This is a genomic window from Streptomyces sp. NPDC102437 (genome assembly GCF_044765565.1).
Lineage (GTDB): Bacteria > Actinomycetota > Actinomycetes > Streptomycetales > Streptomycetaceae > Streptomyces.
Genome location: NZ_JBIWKI010000016.1, coordinates 125,309 through 149,819, shown reverse-complemented (window position 1 = coordinate 149,819; position 24,511 = coordinate 125,309). Strand labels below are relative to the sequence as shown.

Sequence of the window (24,511 nt, the reverse complement as noted above, 5' to 3'; positions counted from 1 at the left end):
TCAGTTGTCCCCCTGGACACGCAGTGAGGCCGCGGGGTCGGCACCGCGCAGGGCGAGGGACACGACGGTCACCAGCGGCAGCGCGGCGACGCCCGCCAGCAGCGCCGCGATCTGCCCGGCCGGCAATTGCACCAGCACCCCGGGCACGGGCGCGGTGGCCTCCCCGGTCAGTACGACGAGCGGTACGACGGCGCGGTTCAGCACCGCCCCGAGCACGGTCCCGACCAGCAGTGCGATCGCGATCAGCAGCCCCTGCTCGGCGGCGATCATCCTGGTCAGCCGGCGGCGCGGGGTGCCCAGAGCCCGCAGGACGGCGAACTCGCCGGCCCGTTCCCGCTGGGCGCCGACGGCGCTCACCGCGAAGCCGACCGCCGCCAGGGCCGCGGCGACCACCGCCACCGCGGGCAGCGCGGACTGCGGTCCGGCGCCCAGCGGATCGCTGACCAGCTCCCGCGCGATCTCGTCCCGCACCAGGACCTGGGACGGATCGGTGTCCGGCTGCGCCCGCAGCGTGGCGGCCGCCTCCGCGGCCCGGCCGGAGGCGGTGCTCAGCCACCACTCGTTGGCATCGAGCACGGCGCCCGGACGCTGCGCGAGGACCTGGCCGACGGCCCTGAGATCGAGCAGTACGGCCCCGCCGTCGCGGCTCCGGTCCGCGGACCCGCCACCGTCCGAACCCTCGCCGGTGGTCGGCAGCCGGCGTACCGAGTCCACGATCTCCACCCGGACCGTCTCGCCGGCCAGCGTGACATCGACGCGCTGCCCCTTCTTCGCCCCGGCGGCCTTCAGATACGCGTCGGTGACGATCGCCTTCGGCGCCGGAGCCTTCGGGCGGGGCACGGTGACCCGTACCGAGAAGGCGGGCGTCCAGTCCCACACGTCGGGGGCGGAGCCGGTGTCGTACGTGAAGGCCAGCGGGCTCTTCGCGGAGGCCGTCGCGTCGACCGGTTCGCCGGCCTGCGTCTCGGAGCCGGAGCCGGAACCGGTCAGTTCGGCGTCCCAGCGGAAGTCTGCGGGGACCGGGACCGGCCGCTCGGTGCCGTCGGCCGTCACGGTCCGCAGGGCGCTGATGTCGAGGCGGTACATCTGGCTCCGGTCGGACGGCCGGTTGCCGGTCAGCTCGAATCCGGTCACGGCCAGATCGCCCGCGGCCGACACCGTGAGGGCGACCGGATGCGCCCTGCCGTCGGCGGGTACGGATCCGGCCGGCACCCGGTAGGGCAGGCCGTAGCGGTCCTCCAGCAGCACGGCGAGGACCGGCTCGTCGCCCGGCCGTCCGTGCGCGCCGGCCGCCTTGATCCGCACGTCGAAGCCCAGCCGCTCGCTGCTCTTCGGCAGCATCAGGCCGGACCGTCCGGTACTCGGCGGGTCGAGCGGGTCGAACAGCCGCTCCCGCGGCCGGTCGCCGAGATCGTCGCGGATCAGCATCCGCTCGGTGGCGTGCGCGGTGTCCAGAGCGAGGACCGAGGCGGTGCGGTTGCCCGAGAGTTCGGTGGTGGTGCGGAACGCGGGCGCCGCGTCCCGGACACCCGGCAGCCGCGTGTACGCGCCCGACTTCACCGGGTCGTCCTCGGTGCCGGTGATCACGCGCAGCGACGCACCGGCCCTGAAGTCCGCCTGGTCGCTCTGCGAACGGTCCCAGGAGGCGCGCTGCCCGACGGCCAGCATGCCCATCGCCACCGCGAGGACCAGCAGCAGCACGGGCCCGGTGTTGCGCAGCGGGCGCCGGCTGAACTGCCAGCCGGACAGGGCCGCGATCAGCCCCCGGCCGCCCGCCGCGCCGCGCTCCGCGAGCCGGGCCGCGGGCGGCAGCAGCCGCAGCGTCAGTACGGTGCCCGCGAGCAGCAGCAGGGCCGGAGCCGCGACCAGCAGCGGATCGACGCCGAGCCGCCCCTGCCGGTCCCCGCTCAGCACACCGCCGCCGACTCCCGTGGCCCGCCGGTCGAGCTGCCAGTACGCCACCGCCGCGATCACCAGCAGGCCGATGTCGGCACCCGCCCGCAGCGGCGCGGGCAGCGCCGCGGTCCGGCCCGCCCGGCGCTCCCCGGCACCCGCCGCCAGCGCGGGCGCCACGACGGCCAGCGCGCAGGCGAGCGCGGTGACGACGGCGACCAGCCACACCGTGGCGGTGGCGCCGCCGTCGATCCGCAGACCGATCCGGGACAGCGCGCCGCGCCCCGCGAGCAGCCGGGTCAGCGGCCCGGCGAGCAGCGGGGCCACCAGCGCGGCGGGCAGCGCGAGCAGCAGCGCCTCGATCGCGGCGAGTGCCGTGATGCGGCCGCGCGATCCGCCCCGGGCCCGCAGCAGCCGGGTCTCGCCGTCGCGCTCGCTGCTCAGCAGCCGGGCCACCAGCAACAGCGCGTACCCCGCGAGCAGCACCAGCTGGACGGCCACGATCATCAGCGTCGAACGGGAGACCAGCAGCGCCCGGTCGATCTGCTCCAGCACCAGGGGCAGCGAAGTCCGTGCGGTGGCACCGCTCTTGAACTCGGGGGCGGCCAGCAGCGCCTTCGGAGCGGCGGTGGCGGCGCCGTGCAGTGCGTCGATGCGCCCCGTGGTGACGGTGCGGAAGTCGGCGGCCGCCAGCCAGGACATCGTCCCGGAACTGAGCCGTCCGGAGCGCGCCGCGGCAGGGTCGGTGAGCAGCGGACCGTAGGTGGTGAAGGCGACCTTGCGGATGCCGCGCCCGCCGAGCTCGTCCAGCTGCCAGTACGGATCGGCCGGGTCGGACACCTCGTACACGCCCGTGACCAGGACCGGCAGCGGCTTGTCGGTCAGCCGGTCGGTGACGGTGAACCGCGAACCGGGCTTCAGCTTCAGCGCCTTTGCGGCCGGGCGGGGCAGGGCGACCTGGACGGGCGCACCGGACTTCCCGCCGGCCGCCGCCGGGGCGCGGCCCTCGGCGATCTCGACCCGGCTGCGGTCGAGCGAGGCGAAGTGGGTGAGGTCGGGCTCGCCGTCCCCGGCCTGTGTGGCCCGCAGTTCACGCGGCAGCGCGTACGCCCCCGAGGTCTCCAGCGTCCGGACGGTCGCCGGAAGGCCGTCGAAGGCCTCGCGGGCGGCCGTCCTGGCGGTCGCGTCGGCCGTGTCCCGCTGTGCGGGTGCCACCTGCGCGGACATCACCAGGGAGGCGTCGGCCGCCGAACGGTGGGTGAGGGCGTGGCGGAGCGCCGCGTCACCGACGGAACCGGAGAAGGCGGTGAGCGCGGCCAGCACCGAGGCGGTCAGCAGAACGGCGAGAACCGCCGCGGAGAGCAGAAGCCGATGGGCCCGTACCCGGAGAAAGACGAACCCCGTCACTCACGCCCCCCTGGGCCCTCAACGCCACACACGCCCCCCGGCGTTCCACGGATGCTTTCAAGGGCGTGCGCTCTTGGAAACCGCTTGCGTAAGTACTTGATCCGATTGTGACCGTTTATCGGTGTCGGAAGACCGAATTCCGCTCTTCGGGAGGCGCAGGGGGGTGCGGGGGAGGCGCAGGGGGCGGTGCGGGGCTCAGCCCTCGGTGTTCACCATCGAGGCGGCCGCGTAGGTCAGATAGTCCCACAACTGCCGCTCGTGTTCCGGAGCCAGCCCTAGTTCGTCCAGGGCCACCCGCATATGGCCCAGCCAGGCGTCGTGCGCCGCCCGGTCCACCCGGAACGGGACGTGCCGCATCCGCAGCCTGGGGTGTCCGCGCAGCTCGCCGTAGGTACGGGGCCCGCCCCAGTACTGCATCAGGAACAGCGCGAACCGGTCCTCGGCCGGGCCCAGATCCTCCTCCGGGTACATCGGCCGGAGCAGCGGGTCCTCTGCGACTCCCTGGTAGAAGCGGTGCACCAGGCGTCGGAAGGTCTCCTCGCCGCCGACCTGCTCGTAGAAGGTCTGCTCCTGAAGCGTGTCGTGCGGATTCTCTGTCACCCGTCCATCGTCGCAGACGCACCGGCCGAGGACCGGGGACCTAGTCCCCCCTCACCGAAGACCCGTCCGGGCCCGGGTTCCTGGCCCCCTGGCCTCCGGCGCAGGAAGGTGGAGGTATGGACGCGCACACCGATCGGTTCGCCGCGGCCGCCGCCGAGGAGCGGTGGGCGATGGTGCGCTCCATCGTGGCCGGCGGGGCGCTGGTCGACCCCGGCTGGCGGGCCGCCTTCGAGGAGGTGCCGCGGCATCTGTTTGTGCCGTACTACTTCGTGGCCGGCGGCTACGACCGCCTGTGGTGCGAGGACCCCGACCCGGTCCGGCGGGCCCGGTGGCTGCGCGGGGCGTACGAGGACGGGGCACTGGCCACCCGCATCAAGGACGGCGAGCTGATCTCGTCGAGCAGCCAGCCCTCGCTGATGGCCCGGATGCTCGAAGAGCTGGACGTACGGGACGGGCACCGGGTCCTGGAGATCGGCGCGGGCAGCGGCTACAACGCGGCGCTGCTCGCCCACCGGCTGGGCGACGACGCGGTGACCACCGTCGACCTCGACCCGGAGATCACCGAGTCGGCCCGCAGGCACCTGGACGCGGCCGGTTACCACCCGGAGGTGATCACCGGGGACGGGACCCGGGGCTGGCCCCGCCGGGGCCCGTACGACCGGATCATCGCCACCTGCACCCTGCCGTGCGTACCGCAGTCCTGGCTGGAGCAGTGCGTACCGGGCGCCCGGATACTGGCCCCGTTCGCCACCGGACTGATCATCCTGCGGGTACGGGAAGCGGCGCACGGGAAGTACGCCGAGGGCCGGTTCCTGCACACGGCTGCCTACTTCGTGCCGCTGCGCGGCAGCCCGGTGCCGCCCGTCCGGCGCCCGCACACCCGCGCGCTGCCGAGGCGCTTCAGCGAGAACGACCTCTTCCGGTTCCTGCTGGCGCTGACCGAGGGCTCGCTCGACCCGCGCGAGGCCCTCTCCCTCTGGCAGCGCGAGAAGCGCCCCGAGCGGGAGCGGTTCGGCATCACGGTCCGGGACGGGCGGCAGTGGGCCTGGCTGGACGACCCCGAGGGGCCGTACGCCTGGCCACTGCCGACCGTGTGACCTCTGTTACGTCTGCGACGCGTGCGACGCGCGTGGCGCGACCCACGCCTGCGACGCGGATCAGCCGCGGCGGATCGTGATCGTCGTCCACGCCCCGACGTGTACCTTGTCGCCGTCCTGGAGCGGGACGGGCACATAGGGCTGGATCGGGTCCTCGGCGCCGTTGAGCGTGGTGCCGTTGGTGGAGTTCTGGTCGACCACGGCCCAGCCCCCGTCGGGCTGCTGCACCAGCACCGCGTGCTGGTGCGAGACGCCCGGGTCCTCCGGAGGCACGGACAGATCGATGTCGGGCGACTCGCCGGTGCTGTGCCTGCGGCGGCCGATGGTGATCTGGTTGCCGGCCAGCGGAAGCTGCTGCTCCGGGGAGTACGCGGGCAGGTTCAGCCCGGTCGCCTCGGGGCCGCTGCGCTGCATCATCGCCAGGAAGTACTCCCGGTCCGGGGCGATGACCGCGGTCCAGCTCGCGGGCGGCTGGTTCTGGTTCTGCCCGGGGAACGGCGGCTGCTGCTGCGCCGGGGCCGACTGCTGAGGGCCCTGGGTGCGGGACGGCGGCGACAGCATCCAGTCGTCCTCGCCGCTGCCGCTGCTCTGCGGCCCCTGCTGCTGGTGCGGCGGCGCGGGCGGCTGCGGAGCCGGCGGGCCGGGCTGCGGGAACGCGGGCGGCGCGGACTGCTGGAACGGTGCCGGCGGTGCCGACTGCTGCTGGAACGGCGGCGGCGCGGACTGCTGCTGGAACGGCGCGGGCGGTGCGGGCTGCTGCTGGAAGGACGGCAAAGGCGGCGGACCCTGCTGCTGGAACGGCGGCGGGGGCGACTGCGGACCGGGTCCGGGGGCCGGGGGCGACTGCGGGCCCGGACCGGGGGCCGGGGGACCGGGCTGGTCGCCCCGCTCGGCGGAGAGCGGCTCGGCCGGGCGGTTCATCTGCGAGGGCCGCGAACCCTGGTACTCGAACGGGTCGCGCTGCTGATGCGGCGGGGGCGGCTGCTGCGCCTGGAAACCGGGCGGCAGGTTGAGGCCGGGCGGCGGGCCGGGCGCGCCCTGGGCCGGGGCCAGCGGCGTGTACGACGTCGCGGTGTTCGTGAGGAAGTTCCAGCGGCACTCCTCGCAGAACGGCGCCATCGCCTCACGCGGCGTACGGCACTGCGGGCAGAGCTCGGCGGCCTGGGTCGCATCGGGACCCGGGTTCGGCGGGTAGCCGTAACCGGCGGCGGGCGGCGGGGGCGGCGGCGGGGGGACCGCACCCGCAGGCGCGCCCGCGCCGGTCATGCGATGGCCGCAGACCTCGCACCAGTCGTCGGAACCCGACTGGTGTCCGTTCGGGCAGGTCGGCATGTCGGCGCTTCCCCCTCTCCTGGGCCGGCCCCGGGGCCGGCGTATTTTTCTGCTCTTCGCCTCCCGGCGGATCATTCCGGCCGGGGGGCTCGACTGTGTGGCTCTGTGCCTACTGTTTGCTGTTTATTGATCGTTTCTACTTCTTGACGCGAACGGTCTTGGTCGAGCGCGTTTCGAGTGTCATCTCGTCGGCGTCCGCGACCTTCGCCTTCAGGCGCACAGTACCGGTCGCCGCGTCCACGACGTCCACCACCTTCGAAAGCAGTTTCGCAGTGTCCTCGTTCCCGGAGGCCGATGCCAGCTGCACCGCGCGGCCCAGTTTCGCGGTCGCGCCGTCGAAGTCGCCCGACTTGCGGGCATCGAGTCCCTGCTGGATGACCTGGGCCAGTTCCGCCTGGCCGGTGTAGTGCGCGACCTGCGGATTGATCGAGGTGGAGGCCACCATGTCCTCGGTCCACACGGCCCTGACCAGGCCCTGCGAGAGCGTCTGCGGGGCCCCGCCCGACGGGTCGGGGAGGATCAGCGAGACCCGGGACGCCAGCATCTCCTGCCCGATTCCGGCCTGCGGCACGGTCACGCACACGTGGTAGTCGCGGGACTCGTCGCCCCAGGAGCCCGTGGGGTAGTCCCCGGCGCGGGGACCCGCCTCGGTGCGCCGGCCGGTCAGATCGACGACCGTCGGTGCGACCTGTTTCACAAACTTGATCTCGACCCCGACGGGCGTCCAGAGCCGCAGTGCGACATCCGCGACCTCCTTGCCCATCGCGTTCTCCATCATCTGCGTGAAGTCCGCGGCCAGCCCCGCGGGGTCGGCCACGATGTCGGCCGTGCCGAGCAGCGCGGAGGCGATCGCTGTGACCTCTTTCACCTCCCAGTCGGTGCCGACACCGCGGGCGTCACAGGTGAAACGGCCCGCGCAGGAGTCGAGCGCGGCCCGCAGGTCCTCCGGCGCCTCGTGCTCGTTGCGGCCGTCGGTGAGCAGGATGCCGTGCCGGATGTCCACATCGGCCGCGCCGAGCAGCCGGTCGGTCAGCCGCAGCCAGGTGCCGATGGCCGTACCGCCACCGGCGCTGAGCGCGCGCAGGGCCTCCTTGGCCTGGGCCTTGGTCCGCGCGTCGGCCAAGGCGAGCCGGCCGTTGCCCGGGTAGACCTCCTTGGCGACGTGCGTGCCGCCGACGACGGCGAACGAGGTGCCGTCGCGCAGGGTGTCGATGGCCGCGGCGGTCGCGTCGCGGGCGTTGCGCATCTTCGTCGGTGGATAGTCCATCGAGCCGGAGCAGTCGACCATGATCACCACGGCGGCGTTCGGCCCCCGTCCGGGAACGTGCTCGGGCGACGCGGCCGCACCGGACAGCGGGACGCCGCCGGTGGTGCCGCCCCCGGTCGAGGTGACGGTGACGATCGCGTTGACCTCGCGGCCGCCTTCCGGCAGATATTCGTTCTGGTACACCTCGACGGAGAACTGCGGCACGTTCGACTTGGAGAAGTTGGCCATCTGGTCGGCTCCTTGGGACCCCAGGTGTCGGATGAAGACAGCTGCGAGCGAAGAAAAACGGGCGAAGGCGGCGGTGGCGGGGCGGACGGTCGGAACTGGAACCAAGCGTTACGGAACGGGGCTCACGGGGTACCGCACGCCGATCCTGCCCCCTGCGGCTCCACGGCGAACGGCAGCAGAGCCACTGTTACGTTGTCGTGGCCCCCGCCGTCGAGCGCGTGACCCACAAGCACCTGGGCGCCGTGCAGCGGCCGTTGGTGCGCGTCGGCCGGTACCGCGGCGGCCATCTCGGCCGCCGACTCCGCGTAGTTCCACAGGCCGTCCGTGCACACGACCACCAGACCGGACCGGTCCGGTTTGAAGGACGCGGTGTGCGGTTCCAGTTCGTACGCGTCGGCGCCGAGCCACCCCGTGATCGCGTGGGCCCGCTCGTCCGCGTACGCCTCCGCCTCGTTCATCAGGCCCGCTGCCACCATCTGTGCGGCCCACGAGTCGTCCTCGGTCAGCCGGGCGGGCGGGTTGCTGCGGTCGTCGGGCACCCAGTAGACCCGGCTGTCGCCGACCCAGCCGACGATCAGCAGACCGCCCGCCATGATCGAGCCGACCAGGGTGCACGCCGGGGCGTTCTGATGGCGGTGCTGGTCGTGCTCCATGGCCCGGCCGGGCTCCTGGGCCAGGGAGTTGACCGCCTCGCCGGCCGCGAGGATCGCCTCGTGCATCGCCTGCTGCGGGTGGGTGCCGCGCGGCAGCGACTCCAGGAGTGCCTCGTTGGCCGCGCTCGCGGCGGCCGCCGACGCCTCGTCCGGGCGGCTGGCCGACGAGACGCCGTCGCAGACGATCGCGACGACGGCCGGTGAACCGTCGGGCAGGGCGGTGGTCGACACCGCGAACGAGTCCTCGTTGCGGTGATGGCGCAGGCCCCGGTCGCTGACGGCGGCCACCGAACCGAGCTCCCGCTCCATGTGGTCACGCTCGCGAGGCTGGGCGTGACCGCAGTTCTCGCAGTAGCCGTCGGTGTCGACGCTGCCCGCCCGGCAGGCCACACAGCGCTTGGCACCGGCCGGCGGCGTGGCCGCCACCGGATCCACGGCGGGGGTACGGGGGTCGGGTGCGGCCGCCGGCGCGGGCAGCTCGAAGTCGTCCGATCCGCTCGACGTACTCGGCCCGTTCGACGTCGACACATTCGATGTGCCCGGTCCGGCCGGTCCGTCCGGTTCACGCCGCCGGTCGAAGCGGACCCCCGCCGAACCCTCCGCGGGCACGGTCATGGCGACTGTCGGGTGGTCCTGGGCGACGGCGGGCACGGCCGACAGGTCGTACCCGCACGCACCGCAGAACAGGTCCCCCGGCTCCAGCGGCTCCTCGCAGCCGGGGCACTTCGACAGGGCCGTCTCCTGGGGCTTCTGCTCCTGGGGCTTCTGCGACATTTTCACACCCACGTCCGGGGGCGGAGACGGTTGGCCCGCTCCACCAGTTCGATCCTCTCATCGCCGGGCTCAGCAAGCCTGGCGAGCATCCGGTACGAACGTTCGAGCCCGAAGCGCAGGCCCCGCTCGTCCAGCTCACTGCCCAGCAGCACTCCCGGCCCGGCAGGCGCGGGAGGCTGCGCCGAGGGGCTACCGGAGAGCACCCAGTCGAGGGCCGTCCCCAGCACCTCGGTCGAAAGCTGCTCCCGGCGCACCGCGTCCAGACCCAAACCGGCCAGTCCCGAAACCTGGGCCGAGGCGGCCATCAGATCGGTGATCAGCGGCTCGTCCGGGGACCTCCCGCGCAGCCGGGCACGCACCGCGGCGACCCGTGCCGCCGTGTAGTGGATCGACGCCTCGGGCACCGACTCCAGGGCGCTGACGGCCCCGGCCCGGTCCCCGGCGGCGATCTGCACCCGGGCCAGCCCGAAGGCGGCGCTGACGAAGCTCGGGTCGGTCGTCCACACCAGCCGGTAGTACTCGGCGGCGTTGTCCAGCTGGCCCAGGACCTCCGCGCAGATCCCCAGCGCCAGCTTGGGCGCCGGCTCGCCGGGGAACGCGTCGTACACCGCGTCGAAGGACAGCGCCGCGTTCTCGTTGTCGCCGGTCACCAGCGAGGTGATGCCGCGGTACCAGACCACCCGCCAGTCGTCCGGGTACTGGCCCTCCAGCGCGGTCAAGGTCTGCCCCGCGGCACCGAGGTCGTTCAGCTCCAGGCGGGCGCGCAGCTCGCGCAGCCGGGTCTCCAGCGAGGCCACCGGCACCGCGCCCAGCACGGAGATCAGCTCGGACGGGGCGGTGGTCATCAGCCCGGCGAGGAAACCCGCGTTGGGGTCGCTCGCGTCGACCCGGGGCACCGGCAGCGCGAGCGAGGTGGACCGTACGTCGAGCTCGGCGAGGAGCGGGCCGTCCGGCGCGGGGGAGAGCGCCGCCGGAGCGGCGGCCGGGCCCCGGGGGGCCGGAATCGCGGCCTGCGGCTGCGCGTACGCGGCGGCCTCGCCGTTCCCGCCCGGCGCGTTGCCGGCCCGTACGTGGGTGGGCGGCACGGCCAGTGGAGCGGCCCCGGGCGCGGCGTACCCGGGAGCGGGCGGGGCATACCCGGGCAGCGCGCCGGGCGCCGGTGCGGCGGGCGCGGGCGGAGCCGCGGCCCGGGGCGCGTTGCCCGCCCCACCGCGCCGCCCGCGGCGGCCGGACCGGGCCGGGGCCATCGCCCGGATCCCCAGCCGCGACACATCGCCCATCGGCTCCGGGAACAACTGTGTGTCGGTGACCCGCACTTCGGTGCCGAACAGCGTCGAGAGCGCCGGGCGCGGCCGCCCCGTCTGCAGCGACACCACCTCGCGCAGCACCCCTGTCAGCTGCTCCGCCATCTCCACGGCCGAGGCGAACCGCCGCGCCGGATCCGGGTCGGTGGCCCGCACCAGCAGCCGGTAGAACGACTCGTAGGTCCGGAACACCTCGATGTTGTCCGGATCCGGGAGCGAGTCCACGAAGACGTTGGTGTAGCCCTGGAAGTCGAAGGTGAGCACCGCGAGCGTCCGCGCGACCGTGTACAGATCGGAGGCGACCGACGGGCCGATCTCCGCGACCTCCGGAGCCTGGTAGCCCACCGTGCCGTAGATGGCCGACTCGTCGTCGTCCATCCTGCGCACCGCGCCCATGTCGATCAGCTTCAGCTGGTCCTCGGTCTGGATCGCGTTGTCGACCTTGAAGTCGCAGTACAGCAGGTTGCGGCTGTGCAGATGGCCGAGCGCCTCCAGCGCCTCGATGCCGTACGCGCAAGCCTGCTCGACGGGCAGCGGGTCGCGCTTGCCGGCCGGGGTGCGGCGCTCGTTGGCGATGTCCTTGAGCGCCTTGCCGCCGACGTACTCCATCACGATGTAGCCGTCGAGCGAGCCGGTGCGCTGGTCGAGGTGCTCGACGAAGTTGTAGATCCGGACGATGTTGGAGTGCTCGATCTCGGCGAGGAAGCGGCGCTCGGAGATCGCGGCCTCCATGGCGTCCTGGTCGCCGGTGTCGAGCAGGCCCTTGAGGACCACCCAGCGGTCCGAGACCGCACGGTCGACCGCGAGATAGACCCAGCCGAGTCCGCCGTGCGCCAGACAGCCGGCGACCTCGTACTGGCCGTGCACGATGTCGCCCGCGTGGAGCTTGGGCACGAAGGAGTAGGGGTGACCGCACTTGGTGCAGAACCCCTCCGTGCGGCCGATCCGTTCGCCGCGCGACCGGCCGACCTGGGCCCCGCAGTCGGAACGAGAACAGAATCGCTTCCGCTCCGGTACCTCCGGGTTCTCCATCACCGCCGAGCGCGGGTCGGGACGCGGCACATCCGGCACCTCGACCAGGCCGACGCCCAGCCTGCCCCGGGCGGACGCGCCCGAGGCCGAACCGGAGGAACGGACCGAGACCGAGCGGGAGGTGGCGCCGGAGGACAGCGAACGCGAGAGCCGCCCCGACACCGAGCGCCGTGAGGTCGACGAGCGGGAGGAGCGGGACGACCGCGAGGACGCCCGTGACGAGGACCGCGAACCACTGCTGCTGCCCCGGCTGTTCGCGCCGCCGACCGCGATCCCGGTGGGCGGCGAGCTCACCATCCCATCCCCGAGTTCTCGGCTTCGCTCGAACAGGGGAGGCCCCTGTGGCGACACGACGGGAGCCAGGCCGCAGGTGTCGCAGTACAGCTCACCACCGCCCATGTCCTCGTAACTGCCCTCGCACGCGGGGCGCTGGCACTGCGTACTCATGGTCGGTCCCCCTGATCGCCCCGCCGCCGCAACGGCCCTGCCACCTTGCACACATCCGTGGTCATCGCCGGTCCTCCGGCCCCGGTGCCCGGCGCTGGGACAGCAGCTCGGCCGCCGCCTCCTGGTAGCGCAGCACCGCCTGTCCGGCGACCCGCAGATCGCACGGCGCGCTCCACAGCATCCGGCGCGCCGCGTCGTACCGCTCGATCAGCAGTGGGTCCTCGGCCAGCCCGTGCCGGGCGACCTTCGCCTTGTACGCGTCGAGCCGGCCGCGCAGCTCCGCCCGCACCGCGAGCGGGGCGGTGACAGCGGTCAACGACTCACGGGCCCGCAGCAGTTCCTCCTCCGCCTCCCGCTCCAGCGTCTCCAAAAGCGGGGACAGCCGGTGCCACTGGGCGTGCCTGCGGTACTCCGAGGCGGCGGCCAGCCGTTCCTGGAGCACCGTCGCCGGGCCGCTGACCGCGGGCACCTCGGAGGCCGCGATCTTCGCCAGTACCTCGCCGCGCGCCGACCGGGCCTCGGTCAGGGTGCGGTCCGCGCGGGAGAGCACGTCGCGCAGCTGGACCAGGCGCTGCTCGGCGTCCTGCCGGACCGCGAGCACCGCCTCGATCTCGCGGCGTACGTCGTCCAGGGCGCGGGCCGCCCGGTCGTAGCGCGCCGTGTCGGGGCGGCCGCCGCCGGGCGCCGAACTGCCGGGCCCCGGCAGCCAGAACGCGAGAGGATCGGAGATCACCTGCGCCCGCAGCGTGGTCAGCTCCTGGGTGATCGCCGCCAGGTCGTCGCCCGCCGGGTGCTCACCGGGCCGCACGCCCACGGAGTGAGCCAGCGAGCGGGTGCGGTGCAGCTCGGCGGCGAGCAGGTCTATCCGGGCGGGCAGCGCGGACCACACGGAGTCGGAGGCGACGACCATGTCCAGCGAGCGGGCGTACAGCTCGTTCATCCGGGCGACCAGCTCCTCCAGCGTGAACCGCTCGGAGAGCCTGGCCGGACCGTTGACCGAGGGATCGGGGCGGGCCGCCGCGTGCGCCACGGTGACACCCGGGCCGCGCAGCAGCTCGGTGAGGGCCAGCAGATCGTCCCGGTTGGGATAGCGGCGGCGGGCCCGCACCGAACGGGCCCGGTCGAGCGCCCGCGCGTAGGCGTCGAAATACCCCCACAGCAGCGTGATCGACTGCTCGGTGGTGGCCCAGCGTTCCCTGGTGACGCCGGTCAGCTCGGCGCCCTCCAGGAGCCGGCGGCCCGCGTGGTCCTGCAGGGCGAGCAGCGAGGTCTCGATCGCCTCGTGCTCCGCGCCGAGCCGGGCCAGCGCGCGGTCCGCCTCGTCCCGGTCCATGACCGGGCCGGGGGGCCTGGCCGCATAGCCGGGGAAGGGGCCCGCGCCCATCGATCACCTCTCCGCTCTTACTGCCGGGGCGTACCCGGCAGGATCAGTGCCACTGCCTCACCGGCCGGGGTCCGCGCCGTCGCGCACACCCGGACGGACCGGCCGTCAGTTGCTCCGGTACTTCGGTGCCGGCGGTCCCTTTATCCCCGGCAGCCCGGCCTCCAACCAATGCTGGTACGACTGCATCCAGTCGCTCTTCGCTCCACCACTTCGGTAGCCGACCAGTACCTGGTTGACCCGGGCCACCAGATCGTCGGCCCCGAGCTTCGCGGCCACACCGTAGTACTCGGTGGTGAACGGCATGTCGCCCTTCAGCTCGACCGCCGGGTCCTGGGCCGCCTGTCCGGCCGCCAGGGCGTTGTCCGTGACCACCGCGTCGACCTCGCCCATCTGCAACCGCACCAGGCAGTCCAGCTGGTTGGGGACGGTGAGCTGGTTCTCGTCCGCGGTGGTGCCGTCGTGCGGGTCTTCGAAGACCGCGCCGAACGACTGCTTCTTCAGCGCGTCGTAGGCGGTGGAGCCGTTGGCCGTGCAGACCCGCTTGCCGGCCAGGGACTCGTCGTACCCGGTGATCGACGATTCCTTCGGCGCGAGGACCTGTTGCCCGGCCTGGAAGTAGGCGGTGGAGAACGAGACCTTCCGGGCCTGCTTGCAGTTGATCGTCATCGTGCGGACGACGACGTCGACTTTGCCGTTCGCCAGGAGCTCGGCCCGCTTGTTGGTGGGAATGGCCCGGAAGATCACCGCGTCGCGGTCGTTCAGGATGTTCTCGGCGATGGCCCGCACCAGGTCGATGTCGAAGCCTTCGATCCGGCGGTTCTCCGGGTTGCGGTATCCCCAGCGGAAGCTGTTCTGGTCGACCCCCGCGATCAGCTTCCCGCGCTTCTTGATCTTCTCGATGCTGGGACCGTCGGCGGACGAGGGCGGGAGGCTCGCCTCCGGGTCCGTGCAGTCGTCGGCCTTGGCCTGGACGGCCTGTGCGGTGCCCTGGCCCGTGAGGCCCCCGCCGAATGCGTCGGCGCCGCCGTGGGAGAGCGGCAGCAGGGTGAGCGAGGCCGTCAGGGCGCAGGCCGCGGCCATGGCTGTCACTCCGCCCCAGCCGCGCAGCCTGACCCGGGCCGACCATGCGCCCATGCGCTTCCTGGTCATCGCTCCTCCTTTCATCGCTCCCCCGATCATCGGTACTCCGAGAGCCTGCGGTTGATCCCGATGATCGCCGCGGCGGCGCCCAGCACGGCCAGCACCGCCGCCCCGGCCGACAGGCCCCACAGCGCCCCGCGCCCGTCCCCGGCGGCCCGGGTGAACTGGTCCTGCTCATGGGCGAGCGCCTTCGCCAGCGCGTCGTCCACCTGCTGGAACGACTCACCCGTGGACTTCTCGGGCCCGACGATCTGCTTCAGGGCACCCTCGTAGTCACCGTTGTCGTCGGTGGTGCGGGCGGCCCGGTGACGTTCCTGCCACTCGGTGACGGCGGCGGAGGCGGCCTTCACCGGATCGCTTCCCCGGGCGTCGTCCGCGAGCCCCTCGGCCTTCCCCAGTTCCTCGCCGAGTGCCTTCATGCCCGTGTTGTAGTCCGTCTCGTACTTGTCGTTCTTGCCGTCCGGGGTGAGCACCGCACCACGGGCGACCAGCGTGAGGTTCTCATTGGCGCGGGCCTTCAGCGAGTCGATCCGCGCGTGGTTGAGCACATCGAGGGACTGCTGCCCGTTCACATCCGCGGCATTCAGCTGGGACCGGGCCACCGTGTGCCCCACGGCCAGCCACAGCAGGATCACGGTGGACGCGGCGGTCGCCACGAGCAGCCCGTGGTTGAAGACCCGGTTCGTCCTTCGGTAGTTGCGCCGCTGCGCCCAGACCAGCGCGGCCAGCGCCACCACGCCGAGCCCCAGCGAGAACAAGGGCAAGGTCCGCGCCGAGTCGTTGTCCTCGCCGAGCCGGCCGGTCTCCGCCGCGTAGAGCCGCTCGGCGGCCGGCAGCAGCACGTTGCTCATCTTCTGGTTGGCGTACCGGAGATAGGCGCCGCCCAGCGGCAGGCCCTGCCGGTTGTTGGCGCGGGCCCGTTCGATCAGGCCCGTGTAGCGGGGGAGTTCCACGTTGAGGGTGGTGATCTCCTGCCCGGACTTCGTCGCCGCGTCCGTGTTGGCGGCGGCCTTCACCAGCAGCCGGGACGCCTCCTTGATGTCCCGCTCGTACTGGTCGTGGACATCGCGCGGCTCCTGTGCCCCCGCCAGGAAGCCGCTCGCAGCCGCGGTGTCGGCGTCGGCCAGCGAGCGGTAGACGGCCGCCGCGTCGGCGCTCAGCGGCTGGCTGCGGCCCACCACGTCACCGGCGGCGGACTCGCGGTCGGCGACCTCGAACGCCGTCACGGCCCCGAACGCGACGACGAGCAGGGCCAGCACGGCCCCGATGATCTGGAGCCTGCCGGGCTCGGTGGTGGCCGCGGCGCGCACCCGGTCGGCGGTCATGGACAGCACACCGCGCTGGTGCGGAGCGGGTACGGTCGCGGGCGCGGGCGGCTGCGCCTGCTCGTGTTCCGGCGCCGTGCGTACATTCGGCGGGTATGTCACTCGACCTCCCCCTCGGTCACTGACGGTGGCCCGGCCCCCGGCCGATCGGGGGCTGGTGCCCGGCCATGAAGTATGGCCGCAGGGACCGACATCCACACCTGGAACGTCCGGATCCTGCATCGGCCCACGGATGTGATGCGATCACACATCCGATTGCGGTCACCTGCATTCGATCAAGGCCTGCGCCGCCGATCAAGACGATCGGCGGACCAGTACCCGATGCGGGCCGATCTCCCCACTCATGAACACGTCCGGTGCAACTGATCGGTTCCCGTACGCGGCAAGGGGCGCCCGCGGCGCGAAAGCACCGCAGAACGCCCCTTGAGTCACGAACAGCATGTCAGCCGTACTGCGCACGCAGCCTCTCGTGCACCGCGGCGGCCGCGCCCGTGTGGTCCAGGCCGAGCAGCGCGGCCCCCAGCACCGGCGGCTGGGTCACCACCCGGAGCTCCGCCTTCGGGGCCCGCACCGCGAGGAGTTCGGAGATCCTCGCGTCCAACTGCGGGTGACGGGCCGCCAGTACGCTGCCGCCAAGCACCACCGGCGCCTCCTCGTCCAGCAGATCGAGCCGGCCCAGCGCGACCGAGGCCATCGCGACGACCTCCTCGGCCAGCCGGTCCACCAGCGTCCCCGCCACCGGGTCCCCGGCCGCCGCGGTCGCGAAGAGCACCGGGGCCAGCTCGTGCCGGCGCTCGAAGTCGACCCGGCCCAGATGCAGCGCCTCGATCAGCGCGTACATGGAGCCGAGCCCGAAGTGCCCCGGTAGCGCACGGACCAGCTCGGTCGGCTCGCCGCGCCCGTCCTCGGCCCGCGCGGCGAACCACATGGCCTCCTCGGCCAGCCCCGCGCCGCCGCCCCAGTCACCGGAGATCCGGCCTATGGCGGGGAACCGCGCGGTCCGCCCGTCCGGCACCATGCCCACGCAGTTGATCCCCGCGCCGCAGACCACGGCCACACCGCGCGGCTCGTCCACCCCCGCGCGCAGTATCGCGAAGGTGTCGTTGTGCACCTCGACGGTGGCGCCCCAGCCCCGCGCGCGCAGCGCCGCGGCCAGCTGCTCCTCCTCCACCGGAAGGTCGGCGTTGGCGAGACAGGCGGACACGTGCGCGACGGGGCTGAACGGTCGGCCGGATCGGCCGGATTCGCCGGACAGCTCCAGCGCCCGGCCGACGGCCGCGCCGAGGACGTCGACGGCTGCCTCGACACCCACCGCCGGCGGCTGGAAGCCACCGCCCCGGGCCGTCGAAAGCACCGTTCCGTCCGCGCCGATCAGCGCCACGTCGGTCTTGCTGTTCCCCGCGTCGATCGCGAGGACCGAAGCGTTCACGCCCACGCCAGGTGCTCCCGGTTGTGCGCGATCAGCTTGTCGGTGAGCGCCTCGGCGTACTCGAACTGCCCGATCAACGGGTGCGCGAGCAGCGCCTTGAAGACCCGGTCCCGGCCGCCGCGCAAGGCTGCTTCCAGGGCGAGGTCCTCGTACGCCGTCACGTTGGCGATCAGACCGGCGTACAGCGGGTCCAGCTCGGGAACGGCGAGCGGCGTCGCGCCCGTGCCGTCGACCCGGGCCTGCACCTCGATCACCGCGTCGTCCGGCAGGAACGGCAGGGTGCCCCGGTTGTACGTGTTGACCACCTGCACCGCCGAGCCGCCCGAGCCGAGCAGCGAGGACGCCAGGTCCACGGCGGCCTCCGAGTAGAAGGCGCCGCCCCGCTTGGCGAGCAGCGCGGGTTTCTCGTCAAGCGCCGGGTCGCCGTACATGGCGAGCAGTTCCTTCTCCATCGCGGCGACCTCGGCGGCCCGGGACGGCTTGGTGCCGAGCTCCCGCACCACCGCGTCGTGCGCGTAGAAGTACCGCAGGTAGTACGAAGGGACCACGCCGAGCCGGTCGGTGATCGCCCGGGGCATGCGCAGATCGTCCGCGATCGCGTCGCCGTGCTCGGCGAGCAGTCTCGGCAGCACGTTCTCGCCGTCCGGGCCGCCGAGACGCACCCCGAGTTCCCAGGTCAGGTGGTTGAGCCCGACATGGTCGAGGTGTACCTCGCCGGGGGTGACGTCGAGCAGCCGGGCGAACTTCCGCTGGAAGCCGATCGCCACGTTGCACAGGCCGACGGCCTTGTGGCCGGCCTGGAGCAGCGCCCGGGTGACGATGCCGACCGGGTTGGTGAAGTCGATGATCCAGGCATCGGGGTTGGTGCGGCGGACCCGCTCGGCGATGTCCAGGACGACCGGCACGGTGCGCATCGCCTTGGCGAGGCCGCCGGCGCCGGTGGTCTCCTGACCGATGCAGCCGCACTCCAGAGGCCAGGTCTCGTCCTGGTTGCGGGCGGCCTGGCCGCCGACGCGCAGCTGGAGCAGGACCGCGTCGGCGCCGGCGACGCCCGCGTCGAGGTCGGAGGTGGTGACGATCCGTCCCGGGTGGCCCTGCTTGGCGAAGATCCGCCGGGCGAGGCCGCCGACGAGCTCCAGGCGGTCGGCCGCCGGGTCGACGAGCACCAGCTCCTCGATGGGCAGCGTGTCCCGCAACCGGGCGAAACCGTCGATCAGTTCAGGTGTGTAGGTGGACCCGCCACCAACTACTGCGAGCTTCATAGGTCAGCCCTTTACTCCGGTCAGTGTGACGCCCTCGACGAATGCCTTCTGGGCGAAGAAGAAGACGAGGATCACGGGGGCCATGACCAGTACGGTCGCGGCCATGGTCAGGTTCCAGTCGGTGTGGTGTGCGCTCTTGAAGGACTCCAGTCCGTAACTGAGCGTCCAGGCACCCGGGTTCTCCGACGCGTAGATCTGCGGGCCGAAGTAGTCGTTCCAGGCGTAGAAGAACTGGAAGAGGGCGACGGCGGCGATGCCCGGCTTGGCCATCGGGACCACGACGCGCATCAGGGTGCGGAACTCGCCGCAGCCGTCGACCTTCGCCGCGTCGAGGTACTCGTTCGGGATGGTCAGCAGGAACTGCCGCAGCAGGAAGATGGAGAACGCGTCGCCGAACGCCATCGGGATGATCAGCGGCCAGAGCGTGCCGGACATGTCCAGCTGCTTGGCCCAGAACAGGTACATCGGGATGACGACGACCTGCGGCGGCAGCATCATCATCGAGATGACCAGCATCAGCGACAGGTGCCGGCCGCGGAAGCGGAACTTGGCGAGCGCGTACGCCACGGGCAGCGACGAGACGACTGTGAGGACGGTGCCGAGTCCCGCATACAACAGGGTGTTGCGCCACCAGGTCAGGAAGCCGTCGGTCTCGAAGACCCGCTGGTAGTTGCTCCACTCGAAGGGGTGCGGCCACAGATCGCGGGTCAGCGCCTGCTGGCCGCTCATCAGCGAGGTGAGCAGCAGGAAGACGAACGGCAGCACGAAGAAGAGCGCGGCGGCGACGCCGAGCGCGTGCACGGCGATCCAGTTCAGCAGCGACTTGCGCCGCGCGACGCGTTCGGCCGGGGTGGCCGGGCCGGTCGCGGGGCCGGCCGTCTTCACGGCGTCGAGAGTCTGCGCCACGTCACTCACCTGCCTGGATCAGTCCGCTGCGGCGCCGCATCAGCAGTGCGGTGAACGCCATGGAGAGTACGAAGAGAACGAGCGCGACCACGCAGGCGGAGCCGTAGTCGAAGCGCTGGAAGCCGAGGTTGTAGACGACCTGCGGCAGCGTCAGTGTCGACTTGTCGGGATAGCCCGGTTCGAACTGCTGCCCGGAGCCGCCCATCACACCCGAGGCGACCTTTCCGGCCACGAACGGCTGGGTGTAGTACTGCATCGTCTGGATGATCCCTGTGACCACCGCGAACAGGATGATCGGCGAGATGTTCGGCAGGGTGACGAAGCGGAACCGCTGGGACGCGGTCGCCCCGTCCAGCTCCGCCGCCTCGTACTGCTCCTTCGGTACGTCGAGCAGCGCGGCCATGAAGATCACCATCAGGTCGCCCACCCCCCAGACCGCGAGCGCGGTCAGCGCCGGCTTGGACCAGGTGGCGTCGGTGAACCAGCCGGGCGTGGGCAGCCCGATCTCGCCGAGGATCGAATTGACCGGCCCGGTACCCGGGTTGAGCAGGAAGACGAAGCCGAGGGTCGCCGCGACCGGCGGGGCCAGGTACGGCAGGTAGAACAGGGTGCGGAAGACCCCGGCGCCCGTCTTGATCTTCGTGATCAGCAGCCCGACGCCGAGGCCGAACACCACCCGGCAGGTGACCATGACCACGACCAGCCAGAGCGTGTTGCGCAGCGCCGGCCAGAACAGCGGGTAGTCGTTGAAGACGAACGACCAGTTCTTCAGCCCGCTGAACTCGGGGGCCGAGAAACCGTCGTAGTCGGTGAAGGAGAAGTAGACGGTGGAGATCAGCGGGTAGGCGAAGAAGACGCAGAACCCGATCAGCCACGGCGACATGAAGGCCGCTGCCCGCAGCGCCGACCGGCGGCGCTTCGCACGGAGTGTGTACGTGGTCATCGCGGCGCTACTTCGCCTGCGCGATGGCTGCGTCGATCTCCTTGGCGGTGTTCTTCAGACCCGCCTCGACGTCCTTCTGCTTGCCCGTCTCGATGTCGAATCCGAGGTTCTTCAGGGACACCAGGTACGCGCCGCCGTTCACCGAGGGCGGGGTGGTGGTGCTCTTCGGGTTCGCGGCGATGTCTAGGAAGGTCTTGAACCGCGGGTCGTACTTCAGCTTCGGCGACTTCAGCGCCGCCAGGGTGGAGGGCACGTTGTGGATGGCATTGGCGAAGTTCACCACGGCGTCGGTGTCGGTCGTCATGAACTTCACCAGCTCCCAGGCCGCGTTCTGCTTCTGGGAGGTGGCGGCGATACCGGCGATGGTGCCGGTCAGATAGCCCTTGCCGTAGGTGTCGGCCTCGTCGTCGGCGACGGGCATCGGGGCGACGCCGATCTCGAACTCCGGCTTGGTCTCCTCGGCCATCCCGAGCCGCCACTCGCCGTCCAGCTGCATGGCCACCTGGCCGGTGTGGAACGGGTGCTTGGCGCCCCACTCGTCACCGAACGACGTGCGGTACGTCTCCAGCTTCTCGTAGCCGCCCAGGTCGTCGACCAGCTTCTTCTGGGTCTTGAGCATGTCGGCGAACGCCGGGTCCTCGGCGATGTTCGACTTGCCGTCCGCGTCGAAGTACTTCGGGTCCCAGCCGCCGAGGTAGTGCTCGGTGGTCGTCTCGTAGCCGTGGTAGTTCGGCATGAAGCCGAGCTGTTCGTACGAGTCGCCCTTGGTCTTCGTCAGCCGCTTGGCGGTCGCGGCCAGCTCCGACCAGGTCTGCGGGGGCCGCTTTATGCCGGCCTTCTCGAACGCGTCCTTGTTGTAGTAGAGGCCGTACGCGTCACCGAGCAGCGGCACGGTGCAGCGCACCCCGTCGAACTGGGTGTACTCGTTCATCGCCTTGGGGAAGGTCTTGTCCGGGTCGATCCCGTCCTTCTTCAGGAAGGGGTTGAGATCGACGAACGCCTTCGACGAGCAGAACTTGCCGACGTTGTCCGTGGTGAACGACGAGATGACGTCCGGGGCCTTCGACCCGCCCGCCCGCAGCGCCTGGTTGATCTTGTCGTCGGTCATGTCGCCGATGACCTTCACATGGATGTTGGGGTGCGCCTTCTCGAAGGCGTCGACCGTCGCCCGGATTCCCGCGACCTCGTTCGGGGAGACCCAGCCGTGCCAGAAGTTGATGGTCGTCTCCTTGGACGGGTCATCACTGGCACCGGAGTTGCTCTGACCGGTACAGGCCGAGGCGAGCAGAGATATGGCGGCGGTCGCGGCGAGCGCGGCGGCCGTCTTCCGGCGGTTTCCGGACATGGCGGTCTCCCGGTAGAGGAATGGGGGCGGGGGATACGGAGGAAGAGAACGGGAACGGGCCGAGTGGAGTCGGCGTCAGCGGGACGTGTCGAAGACCTCGTCGCGGGTGGTGGCGAGGGCGCTCTCCAATGCGCCGCGCAGTACGGGGCGGCGCGTCACGTCCCCGGCGATCAGCCGGGGCCGGGAGGCCGCCAGCTGGGTGAGCTCGGACTCCACCCGGCAGCGCAGCTGCTCCCCGCCGGCCGCGATGACCTCGCCGGACAGCACGAAGATCTCCGGGTCGAGCACGGCGACCATGGAGGCGAGCCCGGTCGCGAGCCCGGTGGCGAACCGGTCGAGGAGCTGGACGTACGGGCCGTCCTCGCCGGCCTCCGCGGCCGCGGAGGCGCGGGTGAGCAGCCGGGCCGCGACCTCGTGGTGGGTGCCGGAGCCGCGGATCAGCTCGTCGTCGATGCCGAGCTCGCGGCCCAGCCGGGACAGCACCTGGGCGCCGGCCAGCTCCTGGAAGCCACCCGCGTTCACCTTGGTGACCTGACGGACCAGCGGCGCGCCCGGCACCGGCAGGAAACCGACCTCGCCGGCGCCCCCGGTGAAACCGCGGTGCAGCCGTCCGTTTATGACGAGGGCGGCACCGAGTCCCTCCTCGTTCCACAGCAGGACGAAGTCGTCGTGCCCCCGCGCCGCGCCCAGCCGCTGCTCGGCCACCGCGACCAGGTTCACGTCGTTCTCGTACTCCACCGGCATCGGCAGGAAGGCGGCCAGCTCCTCCAGCAGCGTGGGGGAGTGCCAGCCCGGCAGGTGCGAGGCGTACCGCAGCCGCCCGGTACCGGGGTCGAAGGCGCCCGGGGTGCCGATGACGACCCGGTGCACATCGGAACGGGTGAGCCCGGCGTTCTTCACCGCCCCGTCCAGCGCCTCCGCCACCTGCCGCACCACACTGTCGGCCCGCCGCCCCGGGGTGCGCAGCTCGAACTCCCCGACCGTCTGACCGGTCACATCGGCGACGGCGGCGACGATCCGGCGCGCGTTCACATCGAGCCCCGCGACATGGGCGGCCCGCGTGTTAACCCCGTACAACTGCGCGTTGGGCCCCGGCCGCCCCGCCACCGTCCCGGTCGCGACGACCAGCCCGGCCGCCTCCAGCCGCGCCAGCAACTGCGACGCGGTCGGCTTGGAGAGCCCGGTCAGCTTCCCGATCCTGGTCCGCGAGAGGGGGCCGTGCTCCAGCAGCAGATCGAGGGCGGCCCGGTCGTTCATGGCCCGCAGAACGCGGGGGGTACCCGGGGTGGTTCCGGCCATGAGCACTGCACCTGCCCTCTGTTAGGAAAGTTTCCTATTCGGTGAGGACCGTATGCGCGTGTCACCTGGCCGTCAATGGGAAGCGCCGCGGTGGCAACCAAAGTGTTACCCGGAACACTTCCGGAACGTCCGGGTCCAGGGTGACGCATGCCCAACTCTGTTCGTCGAGGAACAGAGTTGGGCATGCGCCGGTCCGCCCGGCGAGCGCTACTTCGAGATGCTCGGCGGGGTGATCGGGGCCGTGGCCAGGGACTGGGGCGAGGTGGTCGAGGCGTAGGCCGACGGGGCGGCCGTGGAGGCCGACGGGTCGGCCTTGGTGGGCTCGTCCGGCTGGGCCGGGACGCCGCCGACGATGCGGATGCCCGCCTCGTCGAAGGCCCGCTTGATCCGCCAGCGCAGTTCGCGCTCCACGCCCAGCGCCTTGCCCGGCATCGTCTTCGCGCTCAGCCGGACCGTCATCGAGTCCAGGAACACGGCGTCCAGGCCCAGGATCTCCACGGGACCCCACAGCCGCTCGTTCCAGGGGTCTTCCTTGGCCATGGCCGCTGCCGCCTCGGTGATCACCGTACGGACCTTGTCGAGGTCCTCGGTGGGGCGCACCGTCACGTCGACGCCGGCCGTCGACCAGCCCTGGCTGAGGTTGCCGATCCGCTTCACCTCGCCGTTGCGGACGTACCAGATCTCACCGTTGTCGCCGCGCAGCTTCGTGACCCGCAGGCCGACCTCTATGACCTCGCCGGAGGCGACGCCCGCGTCGACGGTGTCGCCCACGCCGTACTGGTCCTCCAGGATCATGAAGACACCGGAGAGGAAGTCGGTGACCAGGTTGCGCGCACCGAAACCGAGCGCCACACCGGCCACACCGGCGGAGGCCAGCAGCGGGGCCAGGTTGATCTGGAAGGCGCCCAGGATCATCAGGGCGGCCGTGCCGAGGATCAGGAACGACGCGACCGAGCGGAGTACCGAACCGATCGCCTCCGAGCGCTGACGGCGGCGTTCGGCGTTGACCAGCAGCCCGCCGAGCGCGGTGCCCTCCACCGCCTGGGCGCTGCGGTTCATCCGTTCTATGAGCTTGGTGAGAGCACGCCGGATCGCGATGCGCAACACGATCGCGATCGCCGCGATGAGGATGATGCGCAGACCGGTGTTCAGCCAGGTGGACCAGTTCTCCTCCACCCAGCCCGCGGCGTCGCCGGCCTGCTTGGCGGCTTCGTCGAACGAGCTGCCGGGCTCGGGTGACGGGGCTGCGGCCAACAGGGCGGACAGGGACACGGTGGGACCTCCAGATGGGCGACGGCCGTCCGACCACACTAACGGGGCATCGGGAATGCTCCGTTGCCCCGTCAGAGCGGCGACAAACGCCTCAATCGGGGGATACCGGGGTCGATGAGTGGCGGCGGGACGGTACCTGCGGCGGCGTTCTGTGGCCGATCGCACACCCGGC

General features: G+C 71.9%; 17 protein-coding genes. 1 reads left to right on the top strand and 16 read right to left on the bottom strand.

Going from position 1 to position 24,511, the window contains the following annotated elements; all coding sequences use genetic code 11:
* A complete protein-coding gene (locus ACIRJP_RS21920) occupies positions 1-3,300 on the bottom strand; it encodes an FtsX-like permease family protein (RefSeq protein ID WP_404176602.1) in 3,300 nt (1,099 codons plus the stop codon).
* 195 nt (positions 3,301-3,495) lie between these two features.
* Complete coding sequence (locus tag ACIRJP_RS21915) at positions 3,496-3,900, bottom strand: globin (RefSeq protein ID WP_404176599.1); 405 nt, start codon at positions 3,898-3,900, stop codon at positions 3,496-3,498.
* 116 nt (positions 3,901-4,016) lie between these two features.
* On the opposite strand from ACIRJP_RS21915, the gene ACIRJP_RS21910 reads away from it, so the two are divergent.
* A complete protein-coding gene (locus tag ACIRJP_RS21910; protein WP_404176596.1) occupies positions 4,017-4,997 on the top strand; it encodes a methyltransferase domain-containing protein in 981 nt (326 codons plus the stop codon).
* Positions 4,998-5,057: 60 nt separating this feature from the next.
* On the opposite strand, the gene ACIRJP_RS21905 is transcribed toward ACIRJP_RS21910, so the two are convergent.
* The 14 genes from ACIRJP_RS21905 to ACIRJP_RS21840 all read right to left on the bottom strand — a co-directional run bounded on the left by ACIRJP_RS21905 (position 5,058) and on the right by ACIRJP_RS21840 (position 24,339).
* On the bottom strand, positions 5,058-6,329 hold the full coding sequence (locus tag ACIRJP_RS21905) for an FHA domain-containing protein (protein ID WP_404176593.1): 1,272 nt from the start codon (positions 6,327-6,329) through the stop codon (positions 5,058-5,060).
* A gap of 136 nt (positions 6,330-6,465) precedes the next feature.
* The gene (locus ACIRJP_RS21900) at positions 6,466-7,824 is read right to left on the bottom strand and encodes a VWA domain-containing protein (RefSeq protein ID WP_404176590.1); all 1,359 of its coding nucleotides are present in this window, start codon (positions 7,822-7,824) and stop codon (positions 6,466-6,468) included.
* A gap of 122 nt (positions 7,825-7,946) precedes the next feature.
* Positions 7,947-9,251 (bottom strand): protein phosphatase 2C domain-containing protein, encoded by a 1,305-nt coding sequence (locus tag ACIRJP_RS21895; RefSeq protein WP_404176587.1) that lies wholly within the window; start codon positions 9,249-9,251, stop codon positions 7,947-7,949.
* Positions 9,252-9,253: 2 nt separating this feature from the next.
* Positions 9,254-12,034: a tetratricopeptide repeat protein gene (locus ACIRJP_RS21890; protein ID WP_404176584.1), complete on the bottom strand. Its 2,781-nt coding sequence runs from the start codon at positions 12,032-12,034 to the stop codon at positions 9,254-9,256.
* Positions 12,035-12,095: 61 nt separating this feature from the next.
* Complete coding sequence (locus tag ACIRJP_RS21885) at positions 12,096-13,418, bottom strand: hypothetical protein (protein WP_404176581.1); 1,323 nt, start codon at positions 13,416-13,418, stop codon at positions 12,096-12,098.
* Positions 13,419-13,523: 105 nt separating this feature from the next.
* Entirely contained in the window at positions 13,524-14,567 is a 1,044-nt protein-coding gene (locus tag ACIRJP_RS21880; RefSeq protein WP_404176578.1) for a glutamate ABC transporter substrate-binding protein, read from the bottom strand.
* A 26-nt stretch (positions 14,568-14,593) separates the two neighbouring features.
* A complete protein-coding gene (locus tag ACIRJP_RS21875) occupies positions 14,594-15,985 on the bottom strand; it encodes a hypothetical protein (protein WP_404176575.1) in 1,392 nt (463 codons plus the stop codon).
* Positions 15,986-16,325: 340 nt separating this feature from the next.
* A complete protein-coding gene (locus tag ACIRJP_RS21870) occupies positions 16,326-17,318 on the bottom strand; it encodes an N-acetylglucosamine kinase (RefSeq protein ID WP_404176572.1) in 993 nt (330 codons plus the stop codon).
* Positions 17,309-18,574 carry a 6-phospho-beta-glucosidase gene (locus ACIRJP_RS21865; protein WP_404176569.1) on the bottom strand — a complete coding sequence of 422 codons (1,266 nt, stop codon included), beginning with the start codon at positions 18,572-18,574 and terminating at the stop codon, positions 17,309-17,311. The genes ACIRJP_RS21870 and ACIRJP_RS21865 overlap by 10 nt, the downstream gene beginning before the upstream one ends.
* A gap of 3 nt (positions 18,575-18,577) precedes the next feature.
* Positions 18,578-19,480, bottom strand: coding sequence for a carbohydrate ABC transporter permease (locus ACIRJP_RS21860; RefSeq protein WP_404176566.1), 903 nt, complete (start codon positions 19,478-19,480; stop codon positions 18,578-18,580).
* Position 19,481: 1 nt separating this feature from the next.
* A complete protein-coding gene (locus ACIRJP_RS21855) occupies positions 19,482-20,423 on the bottom strand; it encodes a carbohydrate ABC transporter permease (RefSeq protein WP_404176563.1) in 942 nt (313 codons plus the stop codon).
* A 7-nt stretch (positions 20,424-20,430) separates the two neighbouring features.
* Positions 20,431-21,768 (bottom strand): ABC transporter substrate-binding protein, encoded by a 1,338-nt coding sequence (locus tag ACIRJP_RS21850; RefSeq protein WP_404176560.1) that lies wholly within the window; start codon positions 21,766-21,768, stop codon positions 20,431-20,433.
* A 75-nt stretch (positions 21,769-21,843) separates the two neighbouring features.
* A complete protein-coding gene (locus ACIRJP_RS21845; protein WP_404176557.1) occupies positions 21,844-23,067 on the bottom strand; it encodes an ROK family protein in 1,224 nt (407 codons plus the stop codon).
* A 207-nt stretch (positions 23,068-23,274) separates the two neighbouring features.
* On the bottom strand, positions 23,275-24,339 hold the full coding sequence (locus tag ACIRJP_RS21840) for a mechanosensitive ion channel family protein (RefSeq protein ID WP_404176554.1): 1,065 nt from the start codon (positions 24,337-24,339) through the stop codon (positions 23,275-23,277).
* Positions 24,340-24,511: the final 172 nt, after the last annotated feature.